12 protein-coding genes and 1 pseudogene are annotated in these 15,684 nt (G+C 73.3%); 7 read left to right on the top strand and 6 right to left on the bottom strand.

The features are described from left to right. The first annotated feature begins 217 nt into the window (after positions 1 to 217). The 4 genes from G443_RS15965 to G443_RS15980 all read left to right on the top strand — a co-directional run bounded on the left by G443_RS15965 (position 218) and on the right by G443_RS15980 (position 6,904). On the top strand, positions 218 to 847 hold the full coding sequence (locus tag G443_RS15965; RefSeq protein ID WP_081715266.1) for a SigE family RNA polymerase sigma factor: 630 nt from the start codon (positions 218 to 220) through the stop codon (positions 845 to 847). 1,441 nt (positions 848 to 2,288) lie between these two features. Further along, complete coding sequence (locus G443_RS15970) at positions 2,289 to 3,797, top strand: amino acid adenylation domain-containing protein (RefSeq protein WP_155886045.1); 1,509 nt, start codon at positions 2,289 to 2,291, stop codon at positions 3,795 to 3,797. Then, entirely contained in the window at positions 3,794 to 5,770 is a 1,977-nt protein-coding gene (locus G443_RS15975; RefSeq protein WP_026417813.1) for a glycosyltransferase, read from the top strand. Before G443_RS15970 ends, G443_RS15975 begins: the two co-directional genes overlap by 4 nt. A gap of 363 nt (positions 5,771 to 6,133) precedes the next feature. Then, positions 6,134 to 6,904, top strand: a complete 771-nt coding sequence (locus tag G443_RS15980; RefSeq protein WP_026417814.1) for a VOC family protein — start codon at positions 6,134 to 6,136, stop codon at positions 6,902 to 6,904. A 56-nt stretch (positions 6,905 to 6,960) separates the two neighbouring features. On the opposite strand, the gene G443_RS15985 is transcribed toward G443_RS15980, so the two are convergent. Continuing rightward, positions 6,961 to 8,598: a TM0106 family RecB-like putative nuclease gene (locus G443_RS15985; protein ID WP_026417815.1), complete on the bottom strand. Its 1,638-nt coding sequence runs from the start codon at positions 8,596 to 8,598 to the stop codon at positions 6,961 to 6,963. 312 nt (positions 8,599 to 8,910) lie between these two features. Here G443_RS15985 and G443_RS15990 point away from each other — a divergent pair, with 312 nt between their 5' ends. Beyond that, positions 8,911 to 9,363, top strand: a complete 453-nt coding sequence (locus tag G443_RS15990) for a DUF6474 family protein (protein ID WP_026417816.1) — start codon at positions 8,911 to 8,913, stop codon at positions 9,361 to 9,363. A gap of 55 nt (positions 9,364 to 9,418) precedes the next feature. Here G443_RS15990 and G443_RS15995 read toward each other — a convergent pair whose 3' ends face one another. The 4 genes from G443_RS15995 to G443_RS16010 are packed head-to-tail and all read right to left on the bottom strand — an operon-like array spanning position 9,419 to position 13,082. Next, positions 9,419 to 10,399: a glycine betaine ABC transporter substrate-binding protein gene (locus G443_RS15995; protein WP_051313537.1), complete on the bottom strand. Its 981-nt coding sequence runs from the start codon at positions 10,397 to 10,399 to the stop codon at positions 9,419 to 9,421. Beyond that, positions 10,396 to 11,181, bottom strand: coding sequence for an ABC transporter permease (locus G443_RS16000; protein ID WP_026417818.1), 786 nt, complete (start codon positions 11,179 to 11,181; stop codon positions 10,396 to 10,398). The genes G443_RS15995 and G443_RS16000 overlap by 4 nt, the downstream gene beginning before the upstream one ends. Then, the gene (locus G443_RS16005) at positions 11,174 to 12,430 is read right to left on the bottom strand and encodes an ABC transporter ATP-binding protein (protein ID WP_026417819.1); all 1,257 of its coding nucleotides are present in this window, start codon (positions 12,428 to 12,430) and stop codon (positions 11,174 to 11,176) included. The genes G443_RS16000 and G443_RS16005 overlap by 8 nt, the downstream gene beginning before the upstream one ends. Beyond that, positions 12,423 to 13,082, bottom strand: a complete 660-nt coding sequence (locus G443_RS16010) for an ABC transporter permease (protein WP_026417820.1) — start codon at positions 13,080 to 13,082, stop codon at positions 12,423 to 12,425. The genes G443_RS16005 and G443_RS16010 overlap by 8 nt, the downstream gene beginning before the upstream one ends. A gap of 742 nt (positions 13,083 to 13,824) precedes the next feature. On the opposite strand from G443_RS16010, the pseudogene G443_RS16015 reads away from it, so the two are divergent. After that, positions 13,825 to 14,546, top strand: a pseudogene (locus G443_RS16015) (YcnI family copper-binding membrane protein). Continuing rightward, on the top strand, positions 14,546 to 15,181 hold the full coding sequence (locus G443_RS16020) for a copper resistance CopC family protein (protein ID WP_051313543.1): 636 nt from the start codon (positions 14,546 to 14,548) through the stop codon (positions 15,179 to 15,181). Before G443_RS16015 ends, G443_RS16020 begins: the two are co-directional and overlap by 1 nt. A 115-nt stretch (positions 15,182 to 15,296) precedes the next feature. On the opposite strand, the gene G443_RS16025 is transcribed toward G443_RS16020, so the two are convergent. Continuing rightward, positions 15,297 to 15,647 carry a hypothetical protein gene (locus G443_RS16025; RefSeq protein WP_245588704.1) on the bottom strand — a complete coding sequence of 117 codons (351 nt, stop codon included), beginning with the start codon at positions 15,645 to 15,647 and terminating at the stop codon, positions 15,297 to 15,299. Between the last annotated feature and the right edge of the window lie 37 nt (positions 15,648 to 15,684).

Consider the following 15,684-nt stretch of genomic DNA (forward strand, 5'->3'; position numbering starts at 1 on the left):
CCAGCTCGACGCCGCCGGTGGCCCAACCCGCACCCCCCGCACCCACTCCCGAACCCGCATTCCCCGCACCCACTCCCGAACCCGCATTCCCCGCACCCCCCGCACCCACTCCCGAACCCGCATTCCCCGCACCCCCCGCACCCAGGCACTCGTCCTCGGTCAGCGAGGCGGCGGTGTCGCCCTCGCAGGCTCCAGACCACGGGCGTCCCGCCTCCTGATGACCGGAGGCACCGCCCAGGCCGACGACCGGCCCGCTCCGCTCCGGGGCGGGCTGGTCCCGGCCCTGCTCCCGACCGGAGTAGCGATGGTAGGAGAGAACAACCGCGCGACCCGGGACAGCGAGTTCAGCCGCTACTTCACGGAGGCGTCGCGGGGAGTGCGGGCAACCGCCTACCTGCTCTGCGGCGACTGGCAGCGCGCGGAGGACCTGCTCCAGACGGCGATGCTGAAGGTGTACCTCGCCTGGCCAAGGCTGGCGAACCGCGACCTGCTCGACGGCTACACGCGACGAGTGCTGGTACGCACGTTCCTGGACGAGAACCGACGGCTGTGGCGCCGGCGGGAACGATCCACCACCGAGGTCCCCGACAACACCGTCCACCCCGGCGATGAGGCGGAGCATCGAATGATCCTGAGGTCGGTGCTGGCCACCCTCCCGGCGCGACAACGCGCCGTGCTGGTTCTCCGGTACTGGAACGACCTGAGCGTCGCCGAGACAGCGAGGGTCCTCGGCTGCTCCCAGGGAGCGGTGAAGAGCCATGTCGGTCGCGCGCTGGCGAGACTTCGCTCGCAGCTTTCAGGCCACTTCCCCGAACTCGCCGCGATCAGCGACCGGAGGCGACCATGAGAGGTGAGGACGCCGCGGCCCATCACGCCCGGTCGCTGTTCTCCGACTGGACCGATGACGAGGGACCCCCGCTGCGAACGGAGGCGAAGGATGTCGTCCTCCGTGGCCACCGGGTGTTGCGGCGTCGGAGGGCGTGGAGGATCGCGGGGAGCGCGGCCGGTAGCGCCCTCGTCCTCGTCGGTGCCTTCACTCTGGTCACGGAACTGGGTCCTGTTCCAGGGGGCGTACCGGGAGGAGGGTTCACCCCCTCCGGGGTGGCCCCGCCACCACCCACCGAGCCGCCGTCCTCCGATCACCACGGAACGGCTCCCCCCTGCCCGATTCCCGGGATCGGTCCCGAACAGGGTTTCGCTGCCTCCCCGGGCGAGGCGACGCCGCCCGCCGCGCCCGACCACTCGGCGTTCCCGGCGCCACCGCCGCAGGTGGACAGGCCGGACGCCGAGGGCAGGCTGGACCCCGTGGACGGTAACTGCGCGGGGTCCCCTTGAGGCCGGTGGGATCTGGGTGGGTGGTGACGCCCGGGGCGGGGCCGGGTTCGAGCCGCCCGGGGCAGCCGGGCCAGCACAGGCGCGAGCGGCCCCCGACGCCGCCCGTCAGAGGCCGCCCGCTTCGCAACAGAAGGTCAGAGCACGCGGCACCTTGCTGGGATGACGCGTGGACTGGGGCGCGAGGCCGGTTGTTCGTCGGTGCCGGCGTCGGGCCAGGGTCGTCGACGTCGCTCGTCCACCCGGCGCGGCGGGACGGGCCCCTCGGGACCGGGGCGACCCCGGGTGTCGTGCGCGGACCGGGGAGGGGGTGTTTCCTTCAGCGTGGAGCTGACCCGCATCGCAGGACCTCACAACATCGGGAGGATGTGCATCGGGAGGTACTACAGATTGCCCCCGGGACAACTCGTTGCCAACCCCTGTCCGTCGGGCACCACCCGAATGTCGGTATGCCAGCGGCCGACGGGCGGTGTGGGGCGGTTCGCCACTCCGCTCCGGCGCGCGGCGGCCACCGGCCGACGGACACGGCCAGCGGGATGCGCGGGGACGACACCCGAGGTACGGGCCGCGCTCTCCGGGTCCGCGTGCGCCGGGACCCGTCCCGGGCACGGTCCGGTGGCGTCCGGACGGACCCGGTTCGGGTTCGTGCGCGGGAGGCCCGCCATCCACAGGTTCCGCTCCGAACCGCCCGGCGGGCCGCCCTCCCCCGATAGACTGGCCTCGGGGCCGTCCCCCTGGGCGGGTGGGGGATGCGTACCCGCGGACCTCGTCCTCCCTCGCGCCTCCGGTGTCGCCGGCTGGTCCGGCCCCCCGGAACGATCAGGAATGGTGCGTACCCGATGGATTTCCGGTCACGCCGCCGTCGGCGGGATGCCGCGATCGCGGGCTGGTCACTCCTGGACGGGCATTACCCGGTTCGGGGACGCCGGTCGCGGCGGCTTGGATACAGTGCGGGCGTGCCAGATCCTTCGAGTCCACCAGTGGTAGGAGCGGCCGCCCTCTGGTCCAGTTCGGACACGGCCGGTCTCGGTGACCAGCTGCTGCCCTGGCTGGTGCGTGCGGAGATCGGAGCCCGCCTGTCGGGCTGGCGGATCACCACGCTCGCGCCACTGGGCTGGAACGCCTCCCCCAGCACCGCCGTCACCGAAACCGCGGAACCGCTCGGGCCGTCGGACGACGGCCGTCGCCGCCGACTGGCCGAGGCGACCACGCTCACGCTCGTCGCGCCGTCGTTCCCGTTGGCCGGTCGGCCGGGCACCCTCGCGGCGCGGTACGGGGACGACCGCGCCGAGGGCGCCGCCGCCTTGCTGGACCGAGGCCTTGGCGCCGACCTCGAGACCGACCATCCCGTGGTGTGGTCCGGGGTGCGCGTCTCCTCGTTCCCGTCCGAGGAGGTCGTGCGGGCGGCCGCCCGGCAACCTCGTTGCGCCGTCCGCGACCGGCGGTCCAGGACGCGCCTCCTCACCGCGGCGAGGCGCCTCGACCCGGCCGTGGAACTCGACCCCGTCGTCCTCCCCCACCCCGGGGTCCTCGCCGGCCGGTGGCTGGACGACGAGGCCATGACCTCGCTGCGCCGCCAGCTCCGCCAGCTCGGGCGGCTGCCGGCGGACGACGGCTACGTGGTGCTGCCGGGCGCGGTCCCCGGCTCGGCTGGGCCGGAGCTGGTCGAGCGGCTCACCGGGCGGCTCCGGCGGGCGTTGGCCTCGGCCGGTCGGCCGGGAGCGGTGCCCCCGGTCGTCGTCCTCCCCACCGGACCCGAGGTGGCCGACGGGGCGGGCTGGTTGGTGGACACGCCCTCGGGTGAGGCGTACCGGCTTCCCGCCGGTCTGGTCGTCGAGGACCGCCTCGCCGTCCTCGCGGGGGCGTCCCTGGTCGTCGCGGGTGACGAACACACCGCGGCCGCCGCGGCGGGCCTGGACACGCCCTGGGTGTTGTTCGATCCCGAGGGCGAGGACAGCCCGGTGATCCGCGAGTTCGGGCGGCCCGAACAGGTCGCCCCGACCCTGGGCGGTCTTCCCTCGGCCGTGCGCGCCGCTCTCGCTCCCGGCGACGGGCCCAGCCCCGCCGCCGTGGCCCGCCGACGGTTGGACGAGCACTTCGACGCGGTCGCCCTCATCGCCGAGGAGACCCTGGCGCGACGGGGCGGCCACCTGGACCGCCGGGCGGTGGAGCTCGCCGCCGAGAACACCGCGCTGCGCGAGGCCAACTCCCGGCTGCGGCAACGGTTGCTCGCGGAGCGCGGCGAACTGGTGGAGGCCCTCACCGCCGCCTGGCGGCGGACCCGCGAAGCCCGGGGCGAGACCGACCAGGTCCGGGACGAGCTGGCGGCGGAACGCGCCGCGCACGCCGCGGCCGCGGCCAGGGAAGCGGAGCTCCGGCGTGAGCTGGAGGCCTGGCAGCACACCAAGCTCGTGCGGTGGACCCGGCCGCTGCGGGACGCCTACGGGAAGGTTCGGGACTCGTGACCGGCCCCGCCGTCGACGTGCCGGCGACGAGGGCCGTCACCTTCGTCATGGTCAGCCACGGTGGTGGCGACCTCGTCATGAACTGCCTGGACAGCCTGCGCAAGCACACCACCGTCCCCTACCGGGTCGTCGTGGTCGACAGCGCCTCGCCGGACGGGACGGCGGACTGGTTGGAGGAACGTCTCACCGACCGGGCGGAGGTCACCCTCCTGCGGCTCCGGGAGAACCTCGGGTTCGGCGCCGGGTGCAACCTCGGGGTGCGGCAGGCCGACACCGAGCTCGTGTGCTTCCTCAACGCCGACGTCGAACTCTCCGAAGGCTGGTTGGAACCGCTGCTCGCGGTGTTGGACCGCCGCCCGGACGTGGCGGCGGTCGCCCCGGTGCTGCTCGGCCAGGACGGGGAGCTCCAGGAGGCGGGCAGCGTCGTCGGCGGCGACGGTTGGTGCCAGGCGTGGGACGCGGAGCGGGCCCAGCTCGACGACCTGTTCCCCCGGGTCGTGGACTACGCCTCGGCCGCGTGCCTGCTCATGCGCCGCCGGGCCTTCTTCGCCGCCGGCGGGTTCTCCCCCGACTACGAGATCGCGTACTTCGAGGACGTCGACCTGGCGCTGGAACTCCGCCGTCGCGGTTGGCTGACCTGGGTGGAGCCCGCGTCCCGTGTCACGCACGTCCGGCACGGCAGTTCGGGGTCCGAGCGGGCCGCCGAGCTCATGCGCCACAACCACGGTGTGTTCCGCCGGCGCCAGGCCTCCGTGCTGCGCGACCGGCCCGCGCGCATCGGCATGGAGGAGGCGCCGCACCGGCAGATCCAGTTGCGCGACCGACCGGCCCCGCACCGGGTGCTGCTCATCGACGACCGGGTCCCGCAGGCCGACCGGGGGCGCGGCGACCCGCGAACGCAGGCCGTGCTCGACGCCTGGATCGACGCGCACCCCGCGGGCCGGGTGACGTACCTGGCGGTGTTCCCCGACCGGGCGCTGGAGTGCGCCCCGGCGCTGCGGGCACGCGGGGTCGAGGTGGTGTGGGGCGTCGACGACCCCGAGGAGTGGGGTCGGGAACGCGCGGGGCTCTACGACGTGGTCGTGGCGTTCCGGCCGCACAACTTCGTCAGCCACGGCGAGCCGATCTCCCGCAGCCAGCCGCAGGCCGTGCGCGTGTACGACGCGGAGGCGCTGTTCCACCGCCGACCGCAGCAGCACTTCGAGACGGCCACGGACTCGGACGAGCGGCGCCGGTTCGCGGTGGAGGCGACCCGGCTGCGGGACCAGGAGACGGCCGCGTTCACGTGGGCCGATGTCGGGGTCTGCGTGAGCGAGGAGGAAGCCGAGTGGGCGGCGTCGGTCGCTCCCGACCGGCCGATCAGGGTGGCCTGTTATCCGACGCCACCGGTGGTCGAGGTCCCCGGCCTGGAGGGGCGGGACGGGCTGGCCTTCTTCGGCGGGTTCGACGGGACCCCCGGCACCCCCAACGAGCGGGCGGTGCTCGAGCTGGTCGGCGACGTGCTGCCCGCTCTGCGGGATCGCCACCCCGGCCTGCGGCTCCGGGTGATCGGCGCCGATCCCTCACCGGCGGTCCTGGCGTTGCGGGGGGACGACATCGAGGTCACCGGCAAGGTCCCCGATCCCCGTCCCTGGTTGGCGAGCTCCCGGGTGCACGTCGTCCCCATGCGCTACGGCGCGGGTGTGAAGATCAAGTTCGTGGACTCGATGGCCGCTGGGCTTCCCTTCGTGACGACGCCGGTGGGGGCGGAGGGGCTCCATCTCGGCGTGTTGGCCCGCCACCTCGTGGGTTCGTCGCCGGTTGAGCTGGTCGAGGCCTGCGACCGGCTGCTCGCCGACGACGTCCTGTGGGCCGACGTGCAGGCGGAGCTGGTGGAGATCTGCCGGGAGCACTTCTCCTCGACGGCGTTCGACCGGGCGATGACGCGGGTGATCGCCGACTGCGGGCTGCCGCCGCGACCCACTGCGGGCTGACCCCAGACCCGCCGATGCCCGGTCGCCGTCCCACTCGGGTGAGGGGTGTCCTGGCAGTCGAATCGCTTGGATGTGTTCCGGCTCGCCATCACTGGTGGTCACGATCGCGGACGCTTTGCCTGGTGGTGGGCGAGGGTGACGGCGCCGGGTGACCGCCCCACCGGTTGATCCGAGCCGGGGGTACGGCTCAGCCAGGACGGCGAGTTCCGCGTCAGGTGGTGGTCAGCGGGCGCGGCCACGACCGACCGGGGTGCCATCCGCGCCGACCGGGCTGGTTTGCGCCGGTCGAGCACGGCTACCCGGTAGTGGTGCGACCGCGCGGGGCGAGACGCCGTCCCGCCGCTTCGATGGAGGAGCGGGATCATGGGTGACGCGCGAGGCTACGGCCAGGGGACGCCGTGCTGGGCCGACTACTGGGCGCGTGACAGGCGTGCGGCGATGGACTTCTACGGCGCCGTTCTGGGGTGGGTCTTCGACGAGGGCCCACCGGAGACCGGTTACTACACCACCGCGTCGGTGGGTGGGAAGGTCGCGGCGGGTCTGTTCCAACCGCCGGAGCCGGACTCCCCCGTCACCTGGGGCGTGTACCTGGCGAGTGACGACGTGGACGCCACGGCTCGGGCCGTCACCGAGGCCGGTGGCCACGTCGTGATGGGGCCCACCGACGTCATGGAGGAGGGGCGGATGCTGTTGGCGACCGACCCGACCGGGGCGGTGTTCGGGGCGTGGCAGGCTGGCCGGCACCGGGGTTTCCAGCTGGTGGACCAGCCGGGGGCGGTCGCGTGGACCGAGTTGGCCACCCGGGACGCCGAGACGGCCCGTGCCTTCTACGCGCGGGTGTTCGGGGTGGGCATCAGCCCTCCGATGGCGGCGGACTTCGACTACACGACGATCCGCGTGGACGGGCGGGACGTGGCCGGCGTGTGGGGTGCCGGATCGGACGAACCCGACGCCGCGCTGGGCTGGGGGACGGTGTTCGCGGTCCCCGGTACCGACGACGCGCTGGACGTCGTCACCGGGCGGGGTGGCGTGGTGGTGCGGGCGGCGGAGGACAGCCCGTACGGCCGGCTCGCGACCTGCCAGGACCCCCAGGGTGGGCGGTTCTCCCTGGTCGGGCCGAACTCCGAGGGCTGAACGGGCGCCGGTTCGCCGACACGTCGGGGTCGGGGTCGGGGGACGCCGTGCGCCTGTCAGAGGTCCCCGAGGAAGGGGACGCCTTTCACCTCGGGTGAGCACATCCAGTCGCGGACGGCGAGGGTCGCCCGGACGTCGTCCTCGTTGTAGGTGAGCAGCCGGTCGCGTTGGTCGAGGTCGGGCACCTGGCCCTCGTACCCGACGGCGTCCCGGTACCAGCGCATCGAGTTCTCCCCGCTGGCCTCGGGGTCGCGCCAGCCGAAACCGGCCTCGGGTGCGATGGTCTTCAGGCCCTTCCCCTTGGCGCAGAGGAAGTGGTGGCGGACGCTGGCGAAGATGTCCACCCACTGGTCGGACCTGATGAAGCCTCGGACCTCCCTGCTGGTGGGCACGCCGGGCCGGCCGGGGAACCGCTCCGCGCTGGAGAGCATCCACCGGTTCTCGGCGAGCTCGTTGTAGCAGTAGGCGCGGAAGGTCAGGCCGCGTTCCCTGGCCCGGGAACGGACGAGCCGCAGCCACGTCCAGAACTCGCCGAAGGAGCGGGCCTCGTCCTCGGTCGGGACGGGCTCCCAGGTGGCGAAGGCCCGGTAGCCGGGTTCCAGGCCGATGTCGGCTCCGGAGAGCCAGCAGCCCCACAGGTAGGCGCCGGCGTCGCCGAAGCTCTCCATGTCGACGTCGAGTTCGACGTCGGCCCGGGGAACGCTCACGTCGGCTGACCGGCGCACCAGGCTCAGGTCACGCCGCCACGCCCTGGCGAGCGCGACCGCGTCGGACAGCGAGGTCACCGGGAGGGGGTGGGTGTCCTCCTGCTCCGGGTCGAGCGCGGCGAGCGCGTCGACGGTGGTGATGCCGGCCTCCCGCAGCGCCACCGCGTCCTCACCCCGCACCACGAGGCTGACGTCCCTCGCCGAGCGCAGCCGGTCCTCGCAGATCGGCCACCAGGGGCACGAGCGGCATTCCATGATCCGGGACGGGGTGGCCAGGGGGTCGGCGCCGGACGCGGCGGCGGTCGCCACCGCCAGACGGTCGGCGAACCGGTGGTCGTACTCGTCCAGGGCGGTGCGGTTGCCCGGCCAGGTGGGCGCGTCCAGGTCGTGCCAGACGACGACGTCGGCGTCCATCCCGATGGCCCCGCCGGTGGCCCGCCCCGGCCGTTGCCGGCCCGCGGCCTGGAGGAGCCGGAACGCGTGCGCGAGTCGCAGCTGGTCGCGGGCCTGCGGTCGGGCCTTGCGGTGCGGGTCGAGGTGGGCCGAGTCGGGCAGGGGGGTGTCGAGGGGGCTGGTCCTGGCCCCGGTGCCAGGGTCGGTGACCTTGTGGCGGACGACGAGCACCGGCACGTAGCCTTCGCCGCAGCGGACCAGCAGGTCGATCCCGCCCCGCCGACCGCCGTGTTCGTCGGTGGGGAGCTGGGCCGCCCAGATGTAGGGGGTCCCGGCCCGCATGGCCCGCAGTGTCTCGAGTTCCCGGTACGCCGTTGACCTGCCGCGCGGGATCTCCACCCACCCGGTGCCGAGACGTGCGGCAAGGCTGTCCGCGACCTGTCGTCGGTGCGTGGCCGCGTCGGCGATCCGCTGCTCCGCGCCGCTGTCCAGTGGGGCGAGTTCGACGCCGGTCATCCCCGGGTCGTGTTCGAGATGCACCCGGCGGCGGCACCGCGTCACGACCCCGGCGTCCAGCAGCACGGTGTCCGTCACGGCACCCAGCCTATGTCTCGGTCGTGCCTGGTCGGTGGCACCCCACGTCGCCGCTGGTCACGGCCACGTCGCGCGGCCTGGGTGGGTGGTCTGACAGGATCGGCGCACACCGGTGGGCGACGGCGGCGGTACGCGGGCGGGGCCGGTGACGTGCCCGGGGTCACGGGGAGCCGGTCGGGGTCGCGGACCGGGTGCTCGCGGTCCCGAGATCGACCGGGCTGCGCCGTGGTGACCGGTCGGGGCAGCATGGTGGCAGCCGTTGGCGGATCGCGGCCGCGGATCGGGCGGACCGAGCACGTGGAGGTGGCGGAGATGGCCGGCAGGAGACGGGACGTCGGTTCCGGGGGCAGGGCGAGGCGGCTGGTGGGGGTGGCGAAGGTCCTGGTACCGGCGGCCGCTCCCGTGGTGCTGCCGATCGCGGCGGGAGCCGCCGCGAGGGTGCGGGAGTTGTACGACCAGGCCAGGGCCCGCCGGATGGGGGTGCCGGTGGACCGGCTCCCCGAGTTCACCGGGCACGGCGCTGCGCTGCACGCGCGGGTGGCGAACGCCCTCGACTCGGTGGACGAGTTGGGCAGGAGGTCCGGGGCGAGCGACGGTGACCGGTTCGTCGCGGAGGCCCGGACCCGCTGCGGTCAGCTCCTGGCGGCGGTGCGGGCGGCGGAACGGATGCCCGCGCCCCGCCGGCGGGCGGCGCACCGGGCGATCGACCGCGAGTTGGCGGTCGTGGAGACCGAGTTGCTGCACCGCCTCGACGTCCACCCCTGAGGTCCGGGCCCGCCGGGGCGGCGGTCGGTCTGACCCGCCGCCGCCCCGGGCGGGGTCAGCCAGGGCTGACGAAACCCTCGGACACCAGCCAGTCCAACGCCACCTGGTCGGGGTCGGCTCCGTCCACGTCCACCCGGGCGTTCAGGTCCGCCATGATCTCGTTGTTGAGGGCCTCCGCCACCGGGGTGAGGACCTCCTCGATCTCCGGGTGATCGGCGAGCGTGTCCGTGCGCACCGTCACGGCCGCGTTGTACCGGGGGAAGAACGACAGGTCGTCCTCGAGGACGACGAGGTCGAGGCCCTTCACCCGGCCGTCCGTGGAGAAGATCTCACCGAAGTTGCAGGTCGTGCCGTCGGCCGTCGCCTGGTAGATGGGCCCGGTGCCCAGCGTGTGGATGTTGCCGGGCACAGCGGTGAAGCCGTAGGTGGCCTCCACGCCGGGCATGCCGTCGTTGCGGCTGGCGAACTCCGTCTCCACGCAGAAGGTCCCCTCGGCGGGATCGGCGTTGACCAGCTCGGCCATCTCGGAGAGGGTGTCCACCCCGAGCCGGGCGTGGTTCGCCTGGTTGAGGGCGAAGGCGTAGGTGTTGTCCACGGGCGACATGGCGATCCACTCGATGCCGTGCCGTTCCCTGTCGACCTCGCGCACCGCCTCGAACTGCTCCATCGCGTCGGGGATCGGGTCGGTGAACCCGTTGTAGCTGATCCAGGACGTCCCGGTGTACTCCCACTGGAGGTCGATCTGACCGGCCTCCAGCGCCTCCCTGGCGCTGTTGGATCCCTGGATGTTGGTGAGGTCCCGGATCTCCGCCCCGGCCGCGGCCAGGGCGAACTCCGCGATGTAGCCCAGGATCCAGTTCTCGGTGAAGTCCTTGGACCCCACGGTGAGGGTGACGTCCTCCAGCCCGGGCAGGGGTTGGATCGTCCCGGGTCCCACGTCGAGCGGCAGGGCCGACCCGGAGCTGAGGCCGCAGCCCGACAACGCGGTCGCGGCCACCGCCGCCAGCACGGCGCATCTGGTTCGTTTCCCACTCATCGCAGTCCCTTCGGTCCCAGCAACTGCTCGGCCAGGCCGCCCAGCCAGTCGACGAGCAGCGCGAGCGCGGCGGAGAGCACCGCGCCGACGACCAGCACCGAGGTGCGTCGCAGCTTGTACCCCACGTCGATCAGTTCGCCGAGCCCGCCGCCGCCGATGAAGAAGGCGAGGGTGGCGGAGCCGACGGCCAGCACCAGGGAGGTGCGCAGCCCGGCGAGCATCAGCGGGACCGCCAACGGGAACTCGATGCGGCGCAGCACGGTGAACCGGGACATCCCGATCCCCCGGCCGGCCTCCAACAGCGACTGGTCGACCTGTTGGAGGCCGACCATCGTGTTGCGCAGCACGGGCAGCAGCGCGTAGAAGGCGATGGGGATCACCGCGACCCAGAACCCGGTCTGCTGGGTGAGCAGGAAGAACAACACCAGCAGGCCCAGTGCGGGGGCCGCCTGCCCCATGTTGGCGATGCCCAGCACGATCGGGGCCACGCCCTTGGCCCAGGGCCTGGTGACCAGGATCCCGAGCGGGATGGCGACCAGGAGCACGATGGCGGTGACCGCCAGGGTGATCTGGACGTGCTGCCAGGTGAGGGTGAGGATGTTCGCGGCGTTGATCTCCCGCGCCTCGATGTCGTCCAGGTCCCCGGTGAACGCCCACACCAGGACCGCACCGAGGATGGCGAGGACGACGACGGGTTCGGTGAACAGCCGGAGTCGTTCGGAACGCCGGGACCCCGAGTCCGCGGAGAACCCGGCGCGTTCCGCCGTGGTGGTGTCAGGCATGGGCCGCCCCCGAACCACCGTCGCTCCCGCCGGGCCCGTCGCCCGGTCGCCCGTCCGGTGTGCCGTCCTCGTCCTCGTACTGCTCCCGCAGCGCGCGGATCGTCCCCATCAGGCTGTCCAGGCCCACGACGCCGGCGTACTGGCCTCGGGAGCGGGTGACGACGGCGTAGCCGGCGTCCGCGGTGAGCAGGGCTTCGAGCGCGTCCTGGAGGGTGGAGGCCCGGTCGACGGAGTCCTCCACCGGCCGGCCCGCGGTGGCCAGGGAGCCGCTCCGGTCGAGGTCCCGGCGGGTGACCCAGCGCAGTGGCCGGCCTCGCTCGTCGAGGACGAGCCCGACGGCTCCCCTCCGACCGCCAAGGCGGGCGGCGAAGGCGGCTGGTTCCTCGCCCGCGGTGGCCGTGGGGAGTTGCTCCAGTTCGATGTCGCGGACCCGGCGGAGGGTGAGCTGTTTCAGCGCCGCCCCGGCTCCGACGAACCCGGCGACGGTCTCGTCCGCCGGGTTCGCCAGGATCGCCTCCGGGGTGTCGTACTGGAGGATCTTGGACTGGTACCCGAGAACGGCGATGCGGTCCCCGAGCTTGACGGCCTCGTCGAAGTCGTGGGTGACGAAGACGATCGTCTTGCCCATCTCCTCCTGGAGGCGCATCAGCTCGTCCTGGAGGTTGCCCCGGGTGATCGGGTCCACCGCGCCGAACGGCTCGTCCATGAGCAGCACGGGCGGGTCGGCTGCGAGGGCCCTGGCGACCCCGACCCGCTGCTGTTGTCCTCCGGAGAGCTGTTTGGGGAAGCGGTCGCGGTACTCGGCCGGGTCGAGGCCGACCAGGTCGAGCATCTCCTCGGTGCGCTCGGCGATGCGGCTCTTGTCCCAGCCGATGAGCCCGGGCACCAGACCGACGTTCTGGCTGACGGTGAGGTGCGGGAGCAACCCCACCTGCTGGATCGCGTAGCCGATCCCCCGGCGGAGTTCGTCGGGGTTGAGCCGCAGCACGTCCTGTCCGCCGACGGTGATCCGACCGGACGTCGGCTCGATCAACCGGTTGATCATCTTCATGGTGGTCGTCTTGCCGCACCCGGAGGGTCCGACGAAGACCACGGTCTCACCGGCGGGGATCGTCATCGTGACCGAGTCGACGGCCGGGTGCCGCTGGCCTCCGTACTGCTTGGTGACGTTCTCCAGCCGGATCTCCACGCCGCTGGTGGCGCGGTCCGACTCGCCGCCGGGCTTCGGCGCGGTGTTCGTCTCAGACACGGATTCCCCTTGACGTAGTGAGCCGGCCGATCAGGACGTACACGGCGTCCAGGACCAGGGCGAGGATGACGATGGCGACGGTCCCCGCCACGGCGGCGTTGGTCGCGTTGGCGCTGCCGACCCGGGACAGCCCGGTGATGATCTGGTTCCCCAGGCCGGGCCCCTTCGCGTAGGCGGCGATGGCCAGGATGCCCATCAGCATCTGCGTGCTGACCCTGATGCCGGTGAGCACCGCGGGCCAGGCGAGCCGGAGTTCCACCCTGGTGAGGACACCGAACCTGCTCATGCCGATGCCGCGTGCCGCGTCGGTGACCGAGCTGTCGACGGAGGCGAGACCGACGATGGTGTTGCGGACGATGGGCAGCAGGGCGTAGAGCACCAGCACGGTCACCGTGGGGGGTACGCCGAGGCCGAGCACGGGGATCAGCAACCCGAACAGCGCGAACGACGGGATGGTGAGGATGGCGCTGGTCACGGCGGTCGCCACCGCCGAGCCGAACGGGCTGCGGTAGACGGCGACCCCGAGGAGCATGCCGACCACGGTCGCGATGACCACGCACTGGACCACGGCGCTGACGTGGAGGTAGGAGTCGAAGAGGAGCTGCTCCCACCTCCCGGCGACGAAGGAGCCGAAATCGGAGAGCCAGTTCACGAGTGGACCTCCGGTGGGCGAGGTCGACGGCCCACCGCGAGGACCGGAGGATCGTCCCTGGAGGCCGGAACCCGTTGGGTCGTGCGCGAACTGGTCCTGGTCCTGTCGCTCATCACAGTCGAGTACGCCCTCGTGGGCGACTCCTCCCCTCGTTGCGCCGGATGCGGGTGGACGGGCGGTCCACCTGGCTCGCCGACGACACGGCCAAATGGGGCTACATCGTCGGAAGCCCTCATACCGTTACCCAGTCCGCCTCCCAAGACAACATCGAGCGGTGCGGACGTAGTGGAAACGACATCCCCGGTTGATCTGGCCGCCACGGACCGGGCCGTCCTCCCGGAGCGGCACCACATCGGCGCGTGCTTCACCTCACACCCCTCCTGACCGGCGTCGTCGCTGGTGGTGCTTGCTCCCGCCGTGGTTCCCCGGCGGGGTGAGGGACCGGCGGGTGGTCCTCGCCCCGGGAACCACAACCTCGTTATCTGCGCTGTCGGGACGTTTGGCAAGGCGCCACTCCGGGGGAGAGCGGCCGCGGGCCGGGTGCGTCCACCCGCCACCCGGCGGTCCGCGCGGGACGAGGCCCCGCCGGCGCCGGCCCTGGACGGCTGCGCCGCCGTCGTCGTCGCTGGGCGGCGGGTCGGCTGGTTACCGTGGTGGGTGTCGGTCGGCGGCCCGGCGCCCGGGTAGGGGGTCGGGCGCGGCGCGGGTCCCGGTCGCGGTCCTCCGCGGGGTCAGGGGGGGGATGGTGTCGTTCGAACACGGCGTGGCGGCCCGGCGGGCCAGCCAGGTCGCGGTGGGCACGGCCGTCGTGGTGGTCCTCGGCCTGGTCTGGGCGGGTACCGCCTCGGCGCACGTGCCGGCGTGGCCCGAGGAGGTGCCGGCCGGCGGGTCGGGCAGGGTCACGTTCCGCGTCCCCGACGAGCGGCCCCATGCGGGCACGGTGGCCCTCACGGTGACCTTCCCCGAGGAGCACCCGTTGACGTCGGTGTCGGCCCGCCCCCCGCCGGGCCGGGCCTCGGAGGTCGCGACGGTCGAGTTGGACGAACCGGTGGAGGCGCACGGCGTCGGGATCACGGAGGCCGTCAGCTCGGTCACCTGGACCGCCGAGGACGGGGTGCGCGTCGAGCCGGGGAGTTCCAGGAGTTCGAGGTCGACCTGGGCGGGTTCCCGGAGGGTGCCGACGTCGTCGTGATGCCGGCGGAGCGGACCCACGACCCGGGTGAGGTGGTGTCGTGGGCCGATCCCCCGCTGCGGGACGGGGCCGACCTGCCCGCTCCCACGCTCAGGCTCGTCGAGGGCGGTGCCGGCCACCACGACCACGCGGAGCCCTCGGAGGACGCCGCCTCACCGGTGGGCGGCGCCGAGGGCGGGACCGCGCGTGCCCTCGGTGGGATGGGCCTCGTGGTCGGGGCACTGGACCTGGGGCTCGCGTTGGGCGTGCTGGTCAGGACGCGGCGGGGGTGATGGCGGTGCTGGTGTCGCGGGGGAACGGGAGCCGGTCGGTGCCGGCGGCGTCGGTCATGCCCCGTGGGGTGACCGTGGCGGCCGTGTTCGGTGCGGTGGTCTCGCTGCTCGTCGTCCTCGCCTGGCCCGCGTCGGCGCACAACGTGTTGGTGGGGAGCGACCCCGTGGACGGGGCCACGCTCCCCACCGGTCCCGACGCGGTGGAGCTGGTCTTCGACCAGCGGGTCCTCGGTGGTGTCAACACCGTGACCGTCACCGGCCCCGACGGGAACCGGTGGGAACTGGACGAGGAGGTCGCCGTGGAGGGGACCGCCGTGCGCCAGCGCCTGCACCCGCTGGGACCGGCCGGCGAGTACACCATCGCGTACCGGGTCCTGTCCGCCGACGGGCACCCGGTGTCGGACACCCTCACCTTCATCCTGGCCGACGACGGCCCCGGGACGGTCCCGCCCCAACCGCCGGGCGGACCGGCGGACCGGGACCGGGGGGCCTCGGAGGACGGGGAGGAACCGGCCGCGTCCGGCGTCGCAGCCGTGTGGTGGTGGTTGGCGGGGGCGGGAGCGCTGTTGGTGGTCGGCCTGCTGGTGGCGTTCCGCGTCGCCGGCCCCTCGACGAACCGGTCCCGGCGACGCTGAGCGTCGGGACACGGCCCGGCCTCGGCCCGGGCGGGCAGGGGCGTCGAACGGTCGCTGGGCGGCGCCAGGCGGCGACCGGGGGCCCCGGGCATCCCGTGGTGTGGGAGCGGGCGGGTCAGACCAGGGGGCCGAGACGTGTCCAGCTGGTGAGCGGGGGCGGCCCCACCTCCTCCCGGAGTGCCTCGATCCTGGCCAGGCAGCGTCGTCCTCGCCGGTCGAGTTCGGTCCGGTCGATCCACCCGTCGGCGAAGTTCCGGTACGCCTGGGCGAGCAACACGATCTCCGCGAGGTAGTCGGCCGTCCGGTGGGCACCGGGCTGGTCCAGCCTCCGCACCAGGGGTAGTTGACCTCGGACGATCCGGTCCAGTGCCCTGGCGGTCCGCCTGGCCCGCCAGGCGCTCCACACGTTCCAGGCGCTCCAGGGCAGCCGCGACTGTCCGTTGACGACGGCTTCGGGCACGATCACCAGGGCTGATCACCTCGCGCGCTGCCGAGAGTTCGTC

This window comes from Actinoalloteichus caeruleus DSM 43889, assembly GCF_000429185.2.
Classification (GTDB): domain Bacteria; phylum Actinomycetota; class Actinomycetes; order Mycobacteriales; family Pseudonocardiaceae; genus Actinoalloteichus_B; species Actinoalloteichus_B caeruleus.